This is a genomic window from Phytopseudomonas argentinensis, assembly GCF_900113905.1.
In the GTDB taxonomy this organism is placed as follows: Bacteria; Pseudomonadota; Gammaproteobacteria; order Pseudomonadales; family Pseudomonadaceae; genus Aquipseudomonas; species Aquipseudomonas argentinensis.
Map to the genome: position 1 here is coordinate 1,756,653 of NZ_FORC01000001.1, position 16,395 is coordinate 1,773,047.

Annotated in this window: 13 protein-coding genes; 8 read left to right on the forward strand and 5 right to left on the reverse strand. The window is 64.8% G+C overall.

What is annotated here, in order from left to right; genetic code table 11:
* Positions 1-24 precede the first annotated feature (24 nt).
* Positions 25-1,095, forward strand: coding sequence for a tRNA epoxyqueuosine(34) reductase QueG (gene queG, locus BM154_RS07980; RefSeq protein WP_074882067.1), 1,071 nt, complete (start codon positions 25-27; stop codon positions 1,093-1,095).
* A gap of 92 nt (positions 1,096-1,187) precedes the next feature.
* Here the strand turns inward: queG and orn are convergent, their stop codons facing one another.
* Positions 1,188-1,730, reverse strand: coding sequence for an oligoribonuclease (orn, locus tag BM154_RS07985; protein ID WP_074882069.1), 543 nt, complete (start codon positions 1,728-1,730; stop codon positions 1,188-1,190).
* Between the two features lie 28 nt (positions 1,731-1,758).
* The gene (locus BM154_RS07990; RefSeq protein ID WP_074882070.1) at positions 1,759-2,550 is read right to left on the reverse strand and encodes a class I SAM-dependent methyltransferase; all 792 of its coding nucleotides are present in this window, start codon (positions 2,548-2,550) and stop codon (positions 1,759-1,761) included.
* Between the two features lie 117 nt (positions 2,551-2,667).
* Here BM154_RS07990 and rsgA point away from each other — a divergent pair, with 117 nt between their 5' ends.
* On the forward strand, positions 2,668-3,699 hold the full coding sequence (gene rsgA / locus BM154_RS07995; RefSeq protein ID WP_074882072.1) for a small ribosomal subunit biogenesis GTPase RsgA: 1,032 nt from the start codon (positions 2,668-2,670) through the stop codon (positions 3,697-3,699).
* A 31-nt stretch (positions 3,700-3,730) separates the two neighbouring features.
* On the opposite strand, the gene motB is transcribed toward rsgA, so the two are convergent.
* Entirely contained in the window at positions 3,731-4,744 is a 1,014-nt protein-coding gene (gene motB, locus BM154_RS08000) for a flagellar motor protein MotB (protein ID WP_074882074.1), read from the reverse strand.
* A 5-nt stretch (positions 4,745-4,749) separates the two neighbouring features.
* On the reverse strand, positions 4,750-5,601 hold the full coding sequence (gene motA, locus BM154_RS08005; protein WP_074882076.1) for a flagellar motor stator protein MotA: 852 nt from the start codon (positions 5,599-5,601) through the stop codon (positions 4,750-4,752).
* Positions 5,602-5,721: 120 nt separating this feature from the next.
* On the opposite strand from motA, the gene BM154_RS08010 reads away from it, so the two are divergent.
* The 5 genes from BM154_RS08010 to BM154_RS08030 all read left to right on the forward strand — a co-directional run bounded on the left by BM154_RS08010 (position 5,722) and on the right by BM154_RS08030 (position 13,085).
* Positions 5,722-7,233, forward strand: coding sequence for an HDOD domain-containing protein (locus BM154_RS08010; protein WP_074882078.1), 1,512 nt, complete (start codon positions 5,722-5,724; stop codon positions 7,231-7,233).
* A 65-nt stretch (positions 7,234-7,298) separates the two neighbouring features.
* Positions 7,299-8,114, forward strand: coding sequence for a rhodanese-like domain-containing protein (locus BM154_RS08015; protein WP_074882080.1), 816 nt, complete (start codon positions 7,299-7,301; stop codon positions 8,112-8,114).
* 63 nt (positions 8,115-8,177) lie between these two features.
* A complete protein-coding gene (gene asd, locus BM154_RS08020; protein ID WP_074882082.1) occupies positions 8,178-9,029 on the forward strand; it encodes an archaetidylserine decarboxylase in 852 nt (283 codons plus the stop codon).
* A 129-nt stretch (positions 9,030-9,158) separates the two neighbouring features.
* The gene (locus BM154_RS08025; RefSeq protein ID WP_074882084.1) at positions 9,159-10,958 is read left to right on the forward strand and encodes a molecular chaperone; all 1,800 of its coding nucleotides are present in this window, start codon (positions 9,159-9,161) and stop codon (positions 10,956-10,958) included.
* A gap of 63 nt (positions 10,959-11,021) precedes the next feature.
* Complete coding sequence (locus tag BM154_RS08030; RefSeq protein ID WP_074882086.1) at positions 11,022-13,085, forward strand: GGDEF/EAL domain-containing response regulator; 2,064 nt, start codon at positions 11,022-11,024, stop codon at positions 13,083-13,085.
* 244 nt (positions 13,086-13,329) lie between these two features.
* Here BM154_RS08030 and serB read toward each other — a convergent pair whose 3' ends face one another.
* Positions 13,330-14,538, reverse strand: a complete 1,209-nt coding sequence (serB, locus tag BM154_RS08035) for a phosphoserine phosphatase SerB (RefSeq protein WP_074882088.1) — start codon at positions 14,536-14,538, stop codon at positions 13,330-13,332.
* 179 nt (positions 14,539-14,717) lie between these two features.
* On the opposite strand from serB, the gene BM154_RS08040 reads away from it, so the two are divergent.
* Entirely contained in the window at positions 14,718-16,259 is a 1,542-nt protein-coding gene (locus BM154_RS08040; RefSeq protein ID WP_074882090.1) for an AhpA/YtjB family protein, read from the forward strand.
* Positions 16,260-16,395: the final 136 nt, after the last annotated feature.

The following is a 16,395-nucleotide window of genomic DNA, read 5'->3' on the forward strand; positions in this document are numbered from 1 at the left end:
GCCTACTGCAGATTCCCGCCGAGCATGACCGACGCCACCCTAGACCTCGCCAGCCTCGCCCAGTCCATCAAGGACTGGGGCCGTGAGTTGGGCTTCCAGCAGGTGGGCATCAGTGGCCTGGAACTGGGCGAGCACGAAGCGCACCTGCAGCGCTGGCTGGATGCCGGCTATCAGGGCGAGATGGACTATATGGCCGCGCATGGCCGCAAACGTTCACATCCCGACGAGCTGGTGCCCGGCACCCTGCGCGTGGTGTCGCTGCGCATGGATTACCTGCCCGGCGAAACGCAGATGGCCCGGCGCCTGCAGGAACCGGAAAAAGCCTATGTGTCGCGTTATGCCCTGGGCCGCGACTATCACAAGCTGATCCGCAAACGCCTGCAACAACTGGCCGAGCGTATCCAGCAGGCCATCGGCCCATTCGGCTATCGCGCCTTCGTCGACAGCGCGCCGGTGCTGGAGAAGGCCATTGCCGAGCAGTCCGGCCTCGGCTGGATCGGCAAGAACACCCTGGTGCTCAACCGCAAGGCAGGCAGTTATTTCTTTCTCGGCGAACTGTTCGTCGACATCCCGTTGCCCGAGGATGCACCCCACGCCAGCGAACATTGCGGGCGCTGCAGTGCCTGCCTGGACATCTGCCCGACCACCGCCTTCGTCGGTCCCTATGTACTGGATGCGCGGCGCTGCATTTCCTACCTGACCATCGAGCTCAAGGGGCCGATCCCGGAAGAGCTGCGCGCACCGATCGGCAACCGCGTGTTCGGCTGCGATGACTGCCAGATGGTCTGCCCCTGGAACCGCTTCGCCAAGGCCACCGAGCAAAGCGACTTCCAGCCCCGCCACGGCCTCGACAACGCCGAGCTGGCCGAGCTGTTTCGCTGGAGCGAGGAGGATTTTCTCAGCCGCACCGAAGGCTCGCCGCTGCGCCGTGCCGGATACGAGCGCTGGCTGCGCAACCTAGCCGTCGGCCTGGGCAACGCGCCGTCGAGCATCCCCGTGCTGGAAGCGCTGCAGGCCCGCCGCGAGTACCCATCGGCGCTGGTGCGCGAGCACGTGGAGTGGGCGCTGGCTCAGCACGCCCAGCGCCAGGGTTAACTCGACCCCGCCGCCCGGGTTGAGCGCAGCGATAGCTGGCCATCCACCACCAACTCCCGGGTCGAGCCCCTGGCTAGCCAGGCCAAGCCGCTTCAGACCTTGAGCAGGTGCTGACGGTAATACTTGAGCTCGGTGATCGACTCGCGGATATCGTCCAGCGCCTGGTGGGTACCGGTTTTCACGAAGCCTTCCTTGACTCCCGGCGCCCAACGCTCGGCAAGAATCTTCAGGGTCGAGACGTCCAGATAGCGGTAATGGAAGTAGGCTTCCAGCGCCGGCATGTATTTATAGAGGAAACGGCGATCCTGGCCGATGCTGTTGCCGCAGATCGGCGACTTGCCCTTCGGCACCCACTTTTCCAGGAAGGCGATGGTCTGCGCCTCGGCTTCGGCCTGGCTGATCCGGCTGTCGCGTACGCGCTGGGTAAGCCCGCTCTCGCCATGGGTGCGCGTATTCCACTCATCCATTGCCGCCAGGCGCTCGTCGCTCTGGTGCACGGCGATCACCGGGCCTTCGGCCAGCACATTGAGCTCGGTATCGGTGACGATGGTCGCCATTTCGATGATGACGTCCGTTTCAGGATCGAGCCCGGTCATTTCCAGGTCGATCCAGATCAGATTCTGTGGGTTCTGCATGCTGCGCTCCTCTAATAGGACTGACATTCTAGCCAATCTCCCAGAGCAGCAGGCGTGAATCACGCCAGTCCTTCAGCTCTACCACGCGCTGCGGCGGCACGCCGGGAATCTCGAAGGTATTGCTGATCAGCCAGGCACCGGCCGGCAGCTCGGCACGGGCCTTGTCCCAGAGCGCCAGCATGGGCGCCGGCGACAGAAAGCAGTAGGCCACGTCCATTGCGCTCAGGTCAGTGCGCCACAGGTTCTGGTAACGAACCCGGCAATTGCGCTGAGCGATGCAGCGTAGCCAGGCAATTGCAAAGGACAGCGGCGCGGTCTCCACCCCGGTGAACTGCGCCCTTGGAAAACGCCGCGCCAGCCACAGCAAGCTGCCTGCCGGGCCGCATCCTAGGTCGACGAAGCTGAAGTGCTCGCCACGGGCCTCGAGCAGACGTGCCAGCTCATTTCGTGTACCGGCGCCGGTCAGGTACAGCGGCACGCGCTCGCCGAAACTGTTCCAGTTGAGCAGCAACAACAGCACAAACCCGAGCAGGAACAACCAGGACGGCAAGGGCGCGCCACTGGCCAGCAGCAGCCCCGGCACGAACAGCAGGTTCAGCCACCACCACCAACGCGACAGGCCCAGCCAGCGCGCCAGGCAGGCGCACAGCAAACCATGCAAAAGGCCGGCAGCCAGCGGGCTGGGTCGCCAGGCCGACAGATGGGCCGCCGCCACGATCGCCAAGCCCATGCTGAGGGTAACCACAAGCTGGATAAGCAAGGCCAATAGGGCGGGGTAGCGCTCGCCCAGGCGGTGCAACGTGCGTTGAAAAGCTGCCATGCCGACAGGGCTCGTTGAAAATGGTTAGCCAGTCTAGCCTTGGCACCGACAAATTGCCGCCCTATCAGGCGTGCTAGAATTGCTGCCATTTCAAGCGCAGCACAACTCGGAAGCCCCATGGCCAAACGCCAACTCAACCGCCGGCAGAACTGGCGCATCGAAAAGATCCAGGGTGAACGCGCCGCGCGTGCCGCCAAGCGCGAATCACGCGTCGTGGAGACCCTGGAAGGCGGCGACCTGGGCCCGGAGCAGACCGGCCTGGTAATCGCCCACTTCGGCGTGCAGGTAGAAGTCGAAGCCACCGACGGCGAGCTGTGCGGCCAGGTATTCCGCTGCCACCTGCGCGCCAACCTGCCGACGCTGGTAACCGGCGACCGCGTGGTATGGCGCCCCGGTAACCAGGGCATCGGCGTGATCGTCGCCCAGTTGCCGCGCGATACCGAGCTATGCCGCCCGGACACCCGCGGCCAGTTGAAACCGGTGGCGGCCAACGTCGACCTGATCGTCATCGTCTTCGCGCCGCTGCCCGAACCCCACGCCAACCTGATCGACCGCTACCTGGTCGCCGCCGAGCACGCCGGCATTCGGCCGCTGCTGCTGCTCAACAAGGCTGACCTGATCGATGCGCAGAACGAAACGGCCCTTAACGCGTTGCTTGGCGTCTATCGCCAGCTGGGTTATCCACTGTTGGAAGTCTCAGCGCTGGAAGGCGATGGCATGGAGCAGCTGAAGAAGCAGCTCGACGGCAACATCAGCGTATTCGTCGGCCAGTCAGGGGTCGGCAAGTCGTCACTGGTCAACAGCCTGCTGCCGGGCGTCGACACCCGCGTTGGCGCGCTGTCGGAACTGACCGGCAAGGGCACGCATACCACCACTACCGCGCGACTGTTCCATTTCCCCGGCGGCGGCCAGCTGATCGACTCACCGGGCATCCGCGAATTCGGCCTTGGTCACGTCAGCCGTGACGATGTGGAAGCAGGCTTTATCGAATTCGCCGACCTGCTGGGTCATTGCCGCTTCCGCGACTGCAAGCATGACCGCGAGCCCGGCTGTGCCTTGCTCAAGGCCCTGGAAGAAGGCCGTATCCAACCGCAGCGGATGAACAGCTACCGGCATATCCTGGCCAGCCTGCCGGAACCGGAATACTGAGCAATGCGGCACATCCGGGCATGACAGCCGATCACTCGGTCGGCTTGTCCACCTTCAGCGTGCCGTCCTCGAAGATGTTCAGCTTCTCGCGTAGCTGATCATTGGATAGCGGCTCGCCGGCTGGCGCTGCGCCTGCGCCTGCGGGCGGCGCGGGATCGGGCGCCAGCGCACCACCGCTCTGCTCGCCCTCGATATCGCGCTGCGCCTTCTTGTTCAGCACCACGATATCAATACGCCGGTTCACTGGGTTGAGCGGATCGTCGCGATCGAACAGCGCCGATGAGGCATAACCGACCACCCGCGCCACCTGGGCATCGTCGTAGCCGGCGGCGATCAGCACGCGGCGCGCCGCGTTGGCGCGATTGGCCGACAACTCCCAGTTGCCGAAGCCGCCCGCACCGGCGAACGGCTTGGCATCGGTATGCCCGCTGATGCTGATCTTGTTCGGCACCGCCTTGATGGTGTCGGTCAGGGCAAACAGGATGTCTTCGAAATATGGCTGCAACTGCGCGCTGCCAAGGGCGAACATCGGCCGGTTCTCGGCATCGACGATCTGGATGCGCAGGCCGTCCTGAGTGATCTCGAAAAGGATCTGATCCTTGAAGTGCTGCAACTGCGGGTCCAGCTCGACCTTGTTCTGCAGCTCCTGCAGCAGCAACTCCAGGCGCTCGCGCTCGACCTCTTCGGCCTTGGCCTCGGCCTGTTCGGCATCCAGTTCGGCGGGGTCCTTGGGATCGCTATCGGCCTCTTCCCCCGGCGCTTCCTGAGGCTGGTCGTTGAGGGTGCGATCCGGTGACGGCGTCGGCGAGCCGCCAAGATCGATCACGTAAGGGCTGGCACTCTCGGAAAAGCCGATGGGATCCTTGAAGTAACCGGAGATCAGCTTCTTCTGCTCGGGAGTGGCCGAGGACATCAGCCACATCACCATAAAGAAGGCCATCATCGCCGTGGCGAAGTCGGCGAAGGCGATCTTCCAGGCGCCACCGTGGTGGCCACCGGCAACCTTCTTGACCCGTTTGACGATAATCGGCTGGTTATTTTCCATGGTGCTTAGCTTCCGCGCATCGCCTGCTCAAGCTCGCTGAAGCTCGGGCGGTGCGCCGGGTACAGGGTCTTGCGCGAGAACTCCACGGCCAGCGTTGGTGGCATGCCGGAGGCGGAGGCGACCAGACCTGCCTTGATGGCCTCGTAGACGTTCAGTTCTTCCTTGGCATCGTGCTCGAGCGCCGAGGACAGGGGGCCGAAGAAACCATAGGAGGCGAGAATGCCGAGGAAGGTACCCACCAGCGCGGTACCGACCTTCTCGCCGATCTGCGCGTTATCCGCCTCGGCGAGGATCGACATGGTGATCACGATACCCAGTACCGCGGCGACGATACCCATCGCCGGCATGCCGTCGGCGATCTTCGCAACAGCGTGGGCCGGATGCTCGAGTTCCTCCTTGAGGCCCACCAGTTCCATGTCGAACAGGCCTTCGAGCTCGTGGGGCGCCATGTTGCCCGAGGACATGATGCGCAGGTAATCGCAGATGAACGCGACCATCCGTTCGTCGCCCAGCACCGCCGGGTACTTGCTAAAGATCGGGCTCGCCGCCGGGTCTTCCAGGTCGGCCTCGATGGCCATCATGCCCTCGCGGCGCGCCTTGTTGAGAATCTCATAGAGCAGGCGCAGCACTTCCAGGTAGTAATCGTGGGTGAAGCGCGACTTGAACATCTTCAGGGATTTCTTGAAGACGGTCATGAACATGCTGCCTGGGTTGGCCTGCAGGAACGCACCCAACGCCGCACCGCCGATGATCAGCACTTCGAAAGGGTGCACCAGGGCCATGAGATGACCGCCCGATGCCACGAAACCGCCGAAGACGCAGGCGAATACAACGATGATGCCGATGATTTTGGCCATAGAAGGAAACTTGAGCAGGTGAAAAGGAAGGGCGACGCGCGAATCCCCTTCTACTTATCGGAAGAGATGCGCCAGACTATAGTCAGTTAAGTCGAAAAAAAGCCATTTTGGCATAGGCCCATGCCCGCAAGCACGCCCTTACCGCGCACCCTCGATGCCTGGCTCAAGCAGCTGGACGGTCAGGTATTGCCAATCGCGGCCGATCATCACCAGCAGGTCCGCCGCGCGCTGGGCGACAGCCGCCGTTCGTTGCGCGACATCGCCGACCTGATGCAGGACAGCCCGGCACTGGTGCTCAGCGTGCTGCGCGAGGCCAACAGCAAGGGCAGTGCCCTGGGTGAAGCGGCGGAAAGCCTGGAAACCGCACTCACCCGCCTGGGCCTCAAGCGCGCCGAAGAGCTGCTGGCGCGCCTGCCCGCCCGGGCACTGGCCGACATTCCCCTGCCGCTTCGACAGATCCAGCTGATCAGCCAGCACGCCGCCTATCAGGCCAATGGCCTGTTCGCCGCGCGCCTGGCCCGGCTGTGGCAGGAAATCCACTGGGGCAGCCTGCTGTTCCTGTCGCCGGTCTGGGTATTGCTGGCCGCCCATCCTCACCTGTTCGACGCCTGGGAACAGCGCGTACTGATAAAGGGCGAGCCCCCGGTGCGGGTCGAGCGCGACCTGCTGGGCGTGTCACTGTTTGAGTTGTGCCTGGCGCTGGCCGAGCGCTGGCGGCTGCCGGCCTGGATCACCCAGGGCTATCGCCTGCTGATCGACGATCGTCGACTGCTGGGCAAGGCGCTGTATCTGGCGCGTCGGCACGACGAACCGCTGCGCCAGCAGCAGGAGCTGGATGCCGACCCGGCCCTGCAGCGTTGGCTCACCCAGCCCGCCAATAGCATCCTGCTGGCCAACGTGATTGCCGTATCGGCCCATAACGCCTGGAGCGGCATCCACACCCGGCGCTGGCACGGCCTTACCAGCCTGTACCTGCAACTGCCGCCGGCCGAGCTGCAACAGCAGATTCACCAGAACGCGGCGCACAGCGCACGGCAAGTGGATACCAGCGGCCTCTGGCACCCTGCCGAAGCCCTGCTGTGGCCGTGGAGTGCCCGGCACTTCCAAACGCCGAAACCGGTGGCGGCAGCGCCGGTGAGTGACTGGCGACAGTTGTGTACTCAGTTGCTCGCCCAGCCCTCGGCATTCAGCAATGTTCAGCAGCTCACCATGTGCGCCAGGCAGGCCGTACAGGCAGCCGGCCTGCCCCGCCTGGTCATGCTGCTCGCCGATCGCACCCACAGCCGCCTGCAGGTGCAGCAACATGCCGGCGTGGCAGCCAGCGCCAGCGGCCTGACCCTCGACCCAGCGCAAAGCCAGGTCCTGCGCCGCCTGCTGCAGAAGCCTGCGCAGTTACGCCTGACCCCGGCCAATGTGGCGCAGTTCTCCGCACTGCTGCCCGGCGACCTGAAAGCGCTGCTGCCCAGCGAACACCTGCTGCTTCGTTCCCTGGCCAGCAACGAACGGGTAGTGATGCTGCTGTTCGCCGATCAGGGCGGCCAGCCGATCAGCGACACCACGGTGCAGGCCTTTACCAAGACCACCCAGTGCATCGAGCGCGCGCTGGACACCTTCAGCAAACGTAAGCGTTGAGCGCCGCCGCTTTCCAGCATTCTTCTGCGCTACAATCGCCCTCTTAACTTGCCAACGAGGTCTGCATGACAGCCTTCGACGAACTGCCGCTGGTCATCGAGCCGGCGGACCTTGCCGCACGACTGCAAGCGCCCGAGCTGATCCTGGTCGATCTGAGCAAACACCAGCGTTATCTGGACGGCCACATTCCCGGCGCCCGCTTCGTCGACGGCAAACGCACCCAGGCCGGCAAGCCGCCGGCGCCTGGTCTGCTGCCCGACCAGGCGCAACTCGAGGGGCTGTTCAGCGAGCTGGGCCACCATCCGCAAGCGACCTACGTGGTGTACGACGACGAGGGCGGTGGCTGGGCTGGCCGGTTCATCTGGCTGCTGGACGTGATCGGCCACTCGCGCTACCACTTTCTCAATGGCGGCCTGACGGCCTGGGAAGCCGAAGACCGGGCGCTGAGCCAGGACACGCCGGCGCCACAGCCCACAGCGGTGTCGCTGTCGCTCAGCGATGAGCCGACGGCCACCGCCAGCTACCTTCAATCGCGCCTGGGCGCCGTGGACCTGGCTATCTGGGATGCACGCTCGGCCGAGGAGTACCGTGGCGAAAAGGTGCAGGCCGCACGGGGTGGGCACATCCCCGGTGCGATCAACTTCGAGTGGACCGCGGGCATGGACCCCGCCCGCGGCCTGCGCATCCGCGAAGATATCGCCGAGCTGCTGAACCAGCGCGGGCTGAGCGCCGACAAGGAAATCATCACCCACTGCCAGAGCCATCGCCGCTCCGGCTTCACCTACCTGGTCGCCAAGGCCCTGGGCTACCCGCGGGTCAAGGCCTATGCCGGCTCCTGGGGCGAATGGGGCAACCTGCCCGACACACCTGTCGAACGTTGAGCTCGACCTGACTGTCCATCTTCATATGCCCGGCATGCACGTCCGGGCAGCCAAGGAATAGCGATGAAAGAACGCCTGTTTATCCTCAGCCAGCACCTGACCCCACACCACCTGCTGTCGCGCCTGATTGGCTGCGCCGCGGAGTGCCGTGCTGCCTGGTTCAAGAACCGCCTGATCGGCTGGTTCGCCAAGCAGTATCAGGTCGACATGAGCGAGGCACAGGTCGAAGACCTCACCGCCTACGAGCATTTCAACGCCTTCTTCACCCGCGCCCTCAAGGAAGGCGCGCGGCCCCTGGACAACCAGCCCGGCGCCGTTCTGTGCCCCGCCGATGGTGCGATCAGCCAATTGGGCCGCATCGAGCACGGCCGGGTATTCCAGGCCAAGGGCCACAGCTACAGCGTGACCGAACTGCTGGGTGGTGACAGCCAGCGCGCCGCGCCGTTCATGGGTGGCGACTTCGCCACCGTCTACCTGTCGCCCAAGGATTACCACCGCGTGCATATGCCCCTGGCCGGCACGCTGCGCGAGATGGTCTACGTGCCGGGCCGGCTGTTCTCGGTGAACCAGACCACGGCGGAAAACGTGCCTGAACTGTTCGCCCGCAACGAGCGTGTGGTCTGCCTGTTCGATACCGAGCGCGGGCCGATGGCCGTGGTACTGGTCGGCGCGATGATTGTCGCCTCTATCGAAACCGTGTGGGCTGGGCTGGTCACACCGCCCAAGCGCGAACTGAAAACCCTGCGCTACGACGAAGCTGCGCGCGCCCCGATCAGCCTGGAAAAAGGCGCCGAACTGGGCCGCTTCAAACTGGGTTCCACGGCCATCGTGCTGTTCGGCCCCGAGCAGGTGAAATGGGCCGAGGAACTGGGCGCCAACAGCCCGGTACGCATGGGCCAACTGCTCGGCCAGTGAACTGTTCACCCGTCCTGCAGCCCCGGCCCGTGGCACGGCAAAGGCTGCGATGATGGCCGGATGCTGCTAGAGTCGCTGCACCATGACCAACAAGTCGCTCGAAAGCTGGCGCTGGAGTAACGAAGCTAGATGGATAAACAGAGCCCCCACCTTTTGCTCCGCGTGCCAACGCCGACCAAGCAGGGCCTGACTTTCTGCGACGCCACGCCACGCGACTTGAAACGCTGGATCGCCGGCCTGCCCAAGGCCAACCTCGGGGAAACCGCCCGGCAGCTCTACCAGGCGCTGATCGAGCTCAACCAGGTGCTAACCCCGTCGGACAATCGCCTGCAGTTGCTCGAACTGCTGCGACCCGAAGTGTATTTCGTCTGCCAGCACCTGGAGCGCCACTTCCTCAACCAGGCCATCGTGCTCGACGAGCGTCCGCGCAAGGTCGCCAACCTCTGCCAGGCGCTGCAGAATCACCTGGCCATCGGTTACAAACTGATCATTTCACGGCTGGCCGCCCAGCCGAACCGTGAGCGCAACGCCTTGCTCGGGGCGGCTCTGCAACGCGCGGTGCACAGCCTCAACGGCCCGCTGATCCGCACCAGCCAGCTGTACTGTCCGGTGCCCGAAGGGCTGTGGCTGGAGCTGCACCAGCTGTATCTGATTGCCCGCCGTCATGAGCTGCATCAGGTGGTGATCCGCGACCCTCTGGCCCGCCATACCCAGGGGCTGAGCGTCGAGCAGGGTTACATCGTCGCCCTGTTGATCGGCTGCTCGCGCTGCAACCAGATGCGTCAGAGCGCCATCGCGCGCCTGGCCGAAGCGCTGGAGGCGTGGAGCACGCTGGTCAACCTGCAGAGCGGCGGCCAGCCGAACAGCATCTTCGCCGTGGCCCCGCAGCTGGATGGCCCGCCGCGCTACACCTCGCTGTTCCAGCCGAGCGAGCTGCAGGGCGCCCTGGGCATCGACCCGACGCCGCTGGTAGACGCCATCAAGGACCACCTGGCGCTGCTGCCCGAAGAGCGCACTCGTTCGCGCCTGCCGGTGCCCGATGGGTTCACCCTGGACATGCTGCAGCACGCCGCCGCGGCCTGGGGCGATATCTCCGAGCGCACCTTCCAGCGCACCCAGGGCACCGGCAGCATGACCCTGTGCATCGGCATGAGCGCCCTCAACTACTACCTGGCCAATGGCCGCGCCTTCAGCGAAATCCTCAAGCAGCCGGTAAACACCGCCGCCTCGTTCAAACCGCTGAGCGGCGAGCCCGACGTGTGGGCCAATGCCCACGACGCACGCCGCGTCAACGATTGGGACAACGGCCTGCCCTTCGAGGAAATCGAATACCCCAAACCCGCCAGCGAGCAGGAAGCGCAGAACGGCACCGGGGAGAGCTTCCCGACCTTCGCGCTGGCCATCGTCAACCACAGCCCCGGCGGCTACTGCCTGTCATGGCCCAAGGAAGTGCCCAGCCAACTGCAAGCCGGCGAGATCCTCGGCATTCGCGACAACCCCCAGCAGGGCTGGAGCGTCGCCGTGGTGCGCTGGATCCGTCAGGTACGTGGCGGCGGCACGCAGATGGGCATCGAGCTGATCGCCCCCCATGCGCAGTCCTGTGGCTTACAACTGGTGCGCAAATCCGAGCAGAACAGCCAGTACCTGCGCGCCCTGCTGCTCCCGGAAATCGCCGCCATTTCCCGGCCGGCCACGCTGATCACCCCACGCCTGCCGTTTCAGGAAGGCAGCAAGGTGCTGATCAACATCAATGGCCAGGAGCGCCGTGCGGTGCTCAGCCAGAAGCAGGTCAGCACCGGCAGTTTCAGCCAGTTCGAGTACCACGATCTGGAGCAGAAAACCGCGGATCACGCGACCTCCGTCACAGCCTCCGGCACCCAGCGCCCAGCCGGGGAGGAAGACTTTGACTCCCTCTGGAAGTCGCTGTAGATTGCCGGAAACCCTTAATTCCCCGCTCTCTTCTGCTGTCTTATCGCAGATTCGACTTCGCTAATGGCCATCGACAAGAAAACCATCCGCCTGCTGATTCTCGAAGACTCGCAGAACGAGGCCGAGCGCCTTGTCAGCCTGTTCCGCAACGCCGGTAACGCCACCCGCGTCCACCGCCTGATTTCCAGTGAAGACCTGCTCGAAGCGCTCAAACACAGCTGGGACCTGCTGATCTGTTCGCCGACCAGCGACTGCCTCGATCCTCATGAAGCGCTCTCCAGCCTTCGCAAACAGGGCAAGGACATTCCGGTCATCATGCTCCTGGCCGACAACGAGCCGGACAGCGTCACCGAAGCCCTGATGCTCGGTGCCCAGGACGCTCTGCCCCAGGGTGAAGACGAGCGCCTGGTACTGGTCGCCCGCCGTGAACTGGGCAACCTCGAGGAGCGACGTGCCCGGCGTAGCGCCGAAGTGGCCCTGCGCGAAGCCGAGAAACGCTGCCAGCTGCTGCTCGACAGTTCGGTCGACGCCATCGCCTATGTACACGACGGCATGCACATCTACGCCAACCGCGCCTACCTGGAGCTTTTCGGTTTCGATGACGCCGAGGAGCTCGAAGGCCTGCCGATGATCGACCTGATCGGCGCCAGTGATCAGGGCGCCTTCAAGGACTTCCTGAAGAACCACCAGCAACTGGACAACCACGAGCTGGCCTGCGCCGGCGTGCGCACCGACAACAGCAGCTTTCCCTCGCGCATCACCCTGTCGCCGGCGGCCTACGATGGCGAGCCATGCATTCAGGTGGTGATCCGCGCGGAAACCGCCAACGCCGAACTGGAAGAGAAGCTGCGCGAGATCAGCAGCCTGGATCTGGTCACCGGCCTGTACAACCGCAGCCACTTCCTCGAGCTGATGGACAACGCCGCGCACCGCGCCGTGCACGAGGAACAGCAGGCAAGCCTCGCCTACATCCGCGTCGACCGCTACGCCGCCTTGCTCGCCGACATGGGCCTGGGGGCCATCGACCTACTGCTCACCGACCTGGCCGGCCTGCTGCGCGCCCACTTCCCCCAGGACGCTCAATTGGCACGCTTCGGCGACGACGTGTTCGCCGTGCTGCAGACCGGGCTGTCGCCCCAGCAACAGCGCCCGCTGCTCGAAGCCCTGCTGAAGAAAGCCGAAGGGCACCTGTTCGACATCAACGGGCGTACGGCGCAGACCACGCTGTCCATCGGCGTGGCGGGCCTCAATGACACCACGCCGAAGGCGGGCGAGGTGATCGACCGCGCCCAGCGTTGTGCCGACCAGCTCGACGAGCCGGGCACCCTGAAGCTGTTCGACCCTGCCGAGGAGTTGGCGGCGGCCGCCAGCCGCGGCAGCGTGGTGGCCATGGTTCAGCAGGCACTCGAGCAGAACAGTTTCCGCCTGCTGTTCCAGCCGGTCATCAGCCTGCGCGGCGACGAGCACGAACACTATGAGGTGCTGCTGCGCCTGCTCAGCCCGTCTGGGCAGGAAGTGCCACCGGATGAATTCCTCGCCGTGGCGAGGGACTCCGGCATGGGCGAGAAGATCGACCGCTGGGTGATCCTCAGTTCGATCAAGCTGCTTGCCGACCACCGCTCCAAAGGTCACGCCACACGCCTGTTCGTGCACCTGTCCAGCGCCAGCCTGCAGGACCCGACCTTGCTGCCGTGGCTGAGCGTGGCCCTCAAGGCCGCGCGACTGCCGTCCGATGCACTGGTATTCCAGTTCAGCGAGCCGGATGCGATCACCTACCTGAAACAGGCCAAGGCACTGGCCCTGGGCCTCAAGGACCTGCACTGCCACATCGCGCTCAGCCAGTTCGGCTGCGCCCTGAACCCGTTCAACACCTTGCGCCACCTGCCGGTCGACTTCGTCAAGGTGGACGGCTCGTTCACCAAGGAGCTGAGCGATCCGGCCAACCAGGAAACCCTGAAAACCATGCTGGCCAGCCTGCACAGCCAGGCCAAGCTCACCATCGTGCCGTTCGTGGAGTCGGCCAGCGTGCTGGCCACCCTGTGGCAGGCGGGCACCAACTATATCCAGGGTTACTACCTGCAGGGCCCGAGCCAGTCGATGGACTACAACTTCTCGTCGGACGATTGATCGGCGGGGCAGCCCGGCTGCCCCGCTCCCGCCTCAAAGACCTTAGAACCTGGTCATAATCTTTCAGCCCAAGTTCGTCGATTTTGGCAGCTAGGTGGCGGAGCGGCTGGTGAATGCGTGGCTTTTGTAGGAGGGGCTTCAGCCCCGAGCTCTTTGTTTGCCTTGATAAAAACTCGGGGCTGAAGCCCCTCCCACGAGTCGCTGGATGTCTGCTTCTGCCTTGTAAAAGATCATGAACAGGCTCTTAGCGCTGCAAGTCGCGCTCGTGCACACCCAGCAGATACAGGACGCCATCCAGGCCCAGGGTGGAGATCGCCTGCCTGGCCGATTGCTTGACCAGCGGTTTGGCGCGGAACGCCACGCCCAGGCCGGCGATGGCCAGCATCGGCAGGTCGTTGGCGCCATCACCCACGGCGATGGTCTGCTCCAGTTGCAGGCCTTCCTTGTGCGCCAGCTCGCGCAACAGATCGGCCTTGCGCTGAGCGTCGACGATCGGCTCGACGGCCACGCCGGTCACCTTGCCATCTACCACTGCCAGCTCGTTGGCGAACACGTAGTCGATGCCCAGCTTGGCTTGCAACTGCTTGGCGAAGTAGGTGAAGCCACCGGACAGGATGGCGGTCTTGTAGCCCAGGCGCTTGAGCTCGGCGAACAGCCGCTCGGCGCCTTCGGTCAGGCGTAGCGACGCACCGATCTCGTCCAGCACCCCGACGTCCAGGCCCTTGAGCAGCGCCAGGCGCTCCTTGAAGCTGGCGCGGAAATCCAGCTCGCCGCGCATGGCCCGTTCGGTGATCGCCGACACCTTGTCGCCGATACCGGCCGCCTTGGCCAGCTCGTCGATCACCTCGGCCTCGATCAGCGTCGAGTCCATGTCGAACACCGCCAGGCGACGGTGGCGGCGCTGCAGCGAATCGGCCTGCAAGGCAATGTCCATGTTCAGTTCGTCGGCGGCGCGCAGGAACGCGGCGCGCAGCGCGGCGGTATCGCCCGGCGCCCCGCGCAGGGAGAACTCGATGCAGGCGTTGCCCGGCTGCCCGTCCAGCGCCGCCGGCAGGGACAGCCGCTCGATGCGCTCGATGCTCAGGCCCTGCTCGGCGCTCAGCGCACTGACACGCTGCACCTGCTCGGCGGTGAGTTGGCGGCTCAGCAGGGTGAGGATGTGACGCTGACTACCCTGCCCTTCGACCCAGCGCCGGTAATCGGCTTCGTCGAGCTGGGTGAAACGAGCCTGCTGCCCCAGCGCCTGGGCGGCAGCCAGCACGTCCTTGGATAGCACCGGCAGCGAAGCGCCATCGGCTACTTCGATCAGGATGCCCAACGAGGCGGCGCCGTGCACGGCAGCCTGGGCGATGTCGAGGATGTTGACGCCAGCCTGGGCCAGCACGCCGGTCATGGCGGCAGTGAGGCCAGGCCGCTCTTCACCGGTAACGTTGATCAGGACGATTTCGCGCAAGGCGTACTCCGGGGCTCGCAGGACTATGAACGGTCTGCCGAACGGCAATGTGCAGCAGGGCCGGTGAAAAAACGCACATTCTAACCATTTCAGCCCCCTGCGGGTACGCGCGGCGCTTTGCCCTGTGCGGGCCGCTCGCTATACTGCGCGCCACTTCCAGTCAACGAGAGCCGAGCTCTGTGAACCGGCCCGCCCCCGTAAAGCCCGACAATTTCTTCCTTCTGCTTTTCCGTGCCCTGCGCCAACGCCGGGTGCCGGTGGCATTGCGCATCGTCAGCCACAGCCTGTTGCTGGTGGCTATGGCGCTGGTGATCTATGCCTGGGTAATAGGCATGCAGTTCAAGCAGGCCATGCAGCAGCAGGCCGAAGCGCTGGGCAGCAGCCTGATCACCCAGACCGCGGCCTCGGCCACCGAACTGCTGGTGTCCAACGACATCCTCAGCCTCAACGTATTGCTCAACAACCTGGTGAAAAACCCGCTGGTGGCTCACGCGGCCATCTACAGCGTCGACAACCGCATCCTCGCCGAAGCCGGCACCCGTCCAAGCAAGAGCATGCTCGGCGAAACCGAAGGCCTGTATTCGACGCCCATCACCTTCCAGGAGGTGATGGCCGGGCAGCTGCGTATCAGCCTGGACATGCAGCAGTTCGAACAGCCGATGACCATAAGCCTGCAGAGCATGGGCATTCTCAGCCTGATCCTGCTGGCCCTGACCCTGTCGCTGAGCCTGCGTCTGGGCCGGCAGATCTCCACGCCATTGATGCAGATGCGCGTCTGGCTGCGCGATCCGGACGACTACGCCCCGGGCGGCAACCGCCAGGACGAGATCGGTGACCTGGCGCGCCAGCTGCAGGCGCGCCTGGCCCCTGAGAAACCGGAGCCCGAGCCCGAACCCGAGCCGGAATTCGACGACCTCGATGACCTGGGCGACGAGTTCCTCGACGACCACCGCGAGGACGACCACGATGGCCGTGACGAGCGCGCCGCGCCGAGCTTCGCGATGCGTGATCTGCGTGACACCCGCTTCGACAGCGGGGACGACTACGATCCGCCAAGCCGCCGTCGTGACGAACACGACGATGATGCCTTCGCCGACCTCTACGACGACGAAGACAGCCCGGCCAAGCCCGCGCCAGCGGCCCCGCTGAAACCACGCAAGAGCGCGGTGCTGGCCGTTCAACTGGGCGCCCAGGAGCAGCTGCGCCGCCTGCCCCGCAGCCGTCTGATGGAGCTGCTGGAAAGCTATCGCGGCTGCCTGGACAAGGCCGCCACGCTCTACAAGGCCGAGCTGCATACGCTCAACGATGGCAGCAGCCTGATGCTGTTCCATCACGACACCAGCGGCGACGACTACCTGACCCACGCCATCTGCTGTGGTGAATTGCTGCGCGCCCTTGGCCATGCCCTGCAGATCGAGGTCGCCGACAGCGGCATCACCCTGCACCTGCAACTGGGCCTGACCCTGGGCGAAGGCCTGCAAGGGCTGAGTCAGGGTGATCTGCTGCTCAGCGAAACCGCCCAGGATGCCCTGGCTCTCTCGCAACACAGCCGCAACCTGCTGCTGGTCGAGCGCCGCGTTGGCGAAGATGCCACCCTGCGCCAGCGTGCGCGCATCCGCGCCATCGCCAGCCCCGAGGGCGCCAGCTGCGTCGAGCGCCTGCTCGATCCGTACCCGGCGCTGCTCGAACGGCAGATGGCCAAGCTGCGCGAAGAGCGCTAGCGATTCAGCAGTAGGAACGAGAAAGGCCGGCGTAAATGCCGGCCTTTCTATTTGGGCTTGTTCGACTGCAGGTCACCCATGAGCGGAAGGCACCCCCGCGATTTTCGCGGGCATGGACTAGGCGTCCCCGCCCGTT

What these genes read in the sequence shown, in the direction of transcription:
- queG (WP_074882067.1), top strand. Translation starts at nt 25, where the DNA reads ATGACCGACGCCACCCTAGACCTCGCCAGCCTCGCCCAGTCCATCAAG.
- orn (WP_074882069.1), bottom strand. Translation starts at nt 1,730, where the DNA reads ATGCAGAACCCACAGAATCTGATCTGGATCGACCTGGAAATGACCGGG.
- BM154_RS07990 (WP_074882070.1), bottom strand. Translation starts at nt 2,550, where the DNA reads ATGGCAGCTTTTCAACGCACGTTGCACCGCCTGGGCGAGCGCTACCCC.
- rsgA (WP_074882072.1), top strand. Translation starts at nt 2,668, where the DNA reads ATGGCCAAACGCCAACTCAACCGCCGGCAGAACTGGCGCATCGAAAAG.
- motB (WP_074882074.1), bottom strand. Translation starts at nt 4,744, where the DNA reads ATGGAAAATAACCAGCCGATTATCGTCAAACGGGTCAAGAAGGTTGCC.
- motA (WP_074882076.1), bottom strand. Translation starts at nt 5,601, where the DNA reads ATGGCCAAAATCATCGGCATCATCGTTGTATTCGCCTGCGTCTTCGGC.
- BM154_RS08010 (WP_074882078.1), top strand. Translation starts at nt 5,722, where the DNA reads ATGCCCGCAAGCACGCCCTTACCGCGCACCCTCGATGCCTGGCTCAAG.
- BM154_RS08015 (WP_074882080.1), top strand. Translation starts at nt 7,299, where the DNA reads ATGACAGCCTTCGACGAACTGCCGCTGGTCATCGAGCCGGCGGACCTT.
- asd (WP_074882082.1), top strand. Translation starts at nt 8,178, where the DNA reads ATGAAAGAACGCCTGTTTATCCTCAGCCAGCACCTGACCCCACACCAC.
- BM154_RS08025 (WP_074882084.1), top strand. Translation starts at nt 9,159, where the DNA reads ATGGATAAACAGAGCCCCCACCTTTTGCTCCGCGTGCCAACGCCGACC.
- BM154_RS08030 (WP_074882086.1), top strand. Translation starts at nt 11,022, where the DNA reads ATGGCCATCGACAAGAAAACCATCCGCCTGCTGATTCTCGAAGACTCG.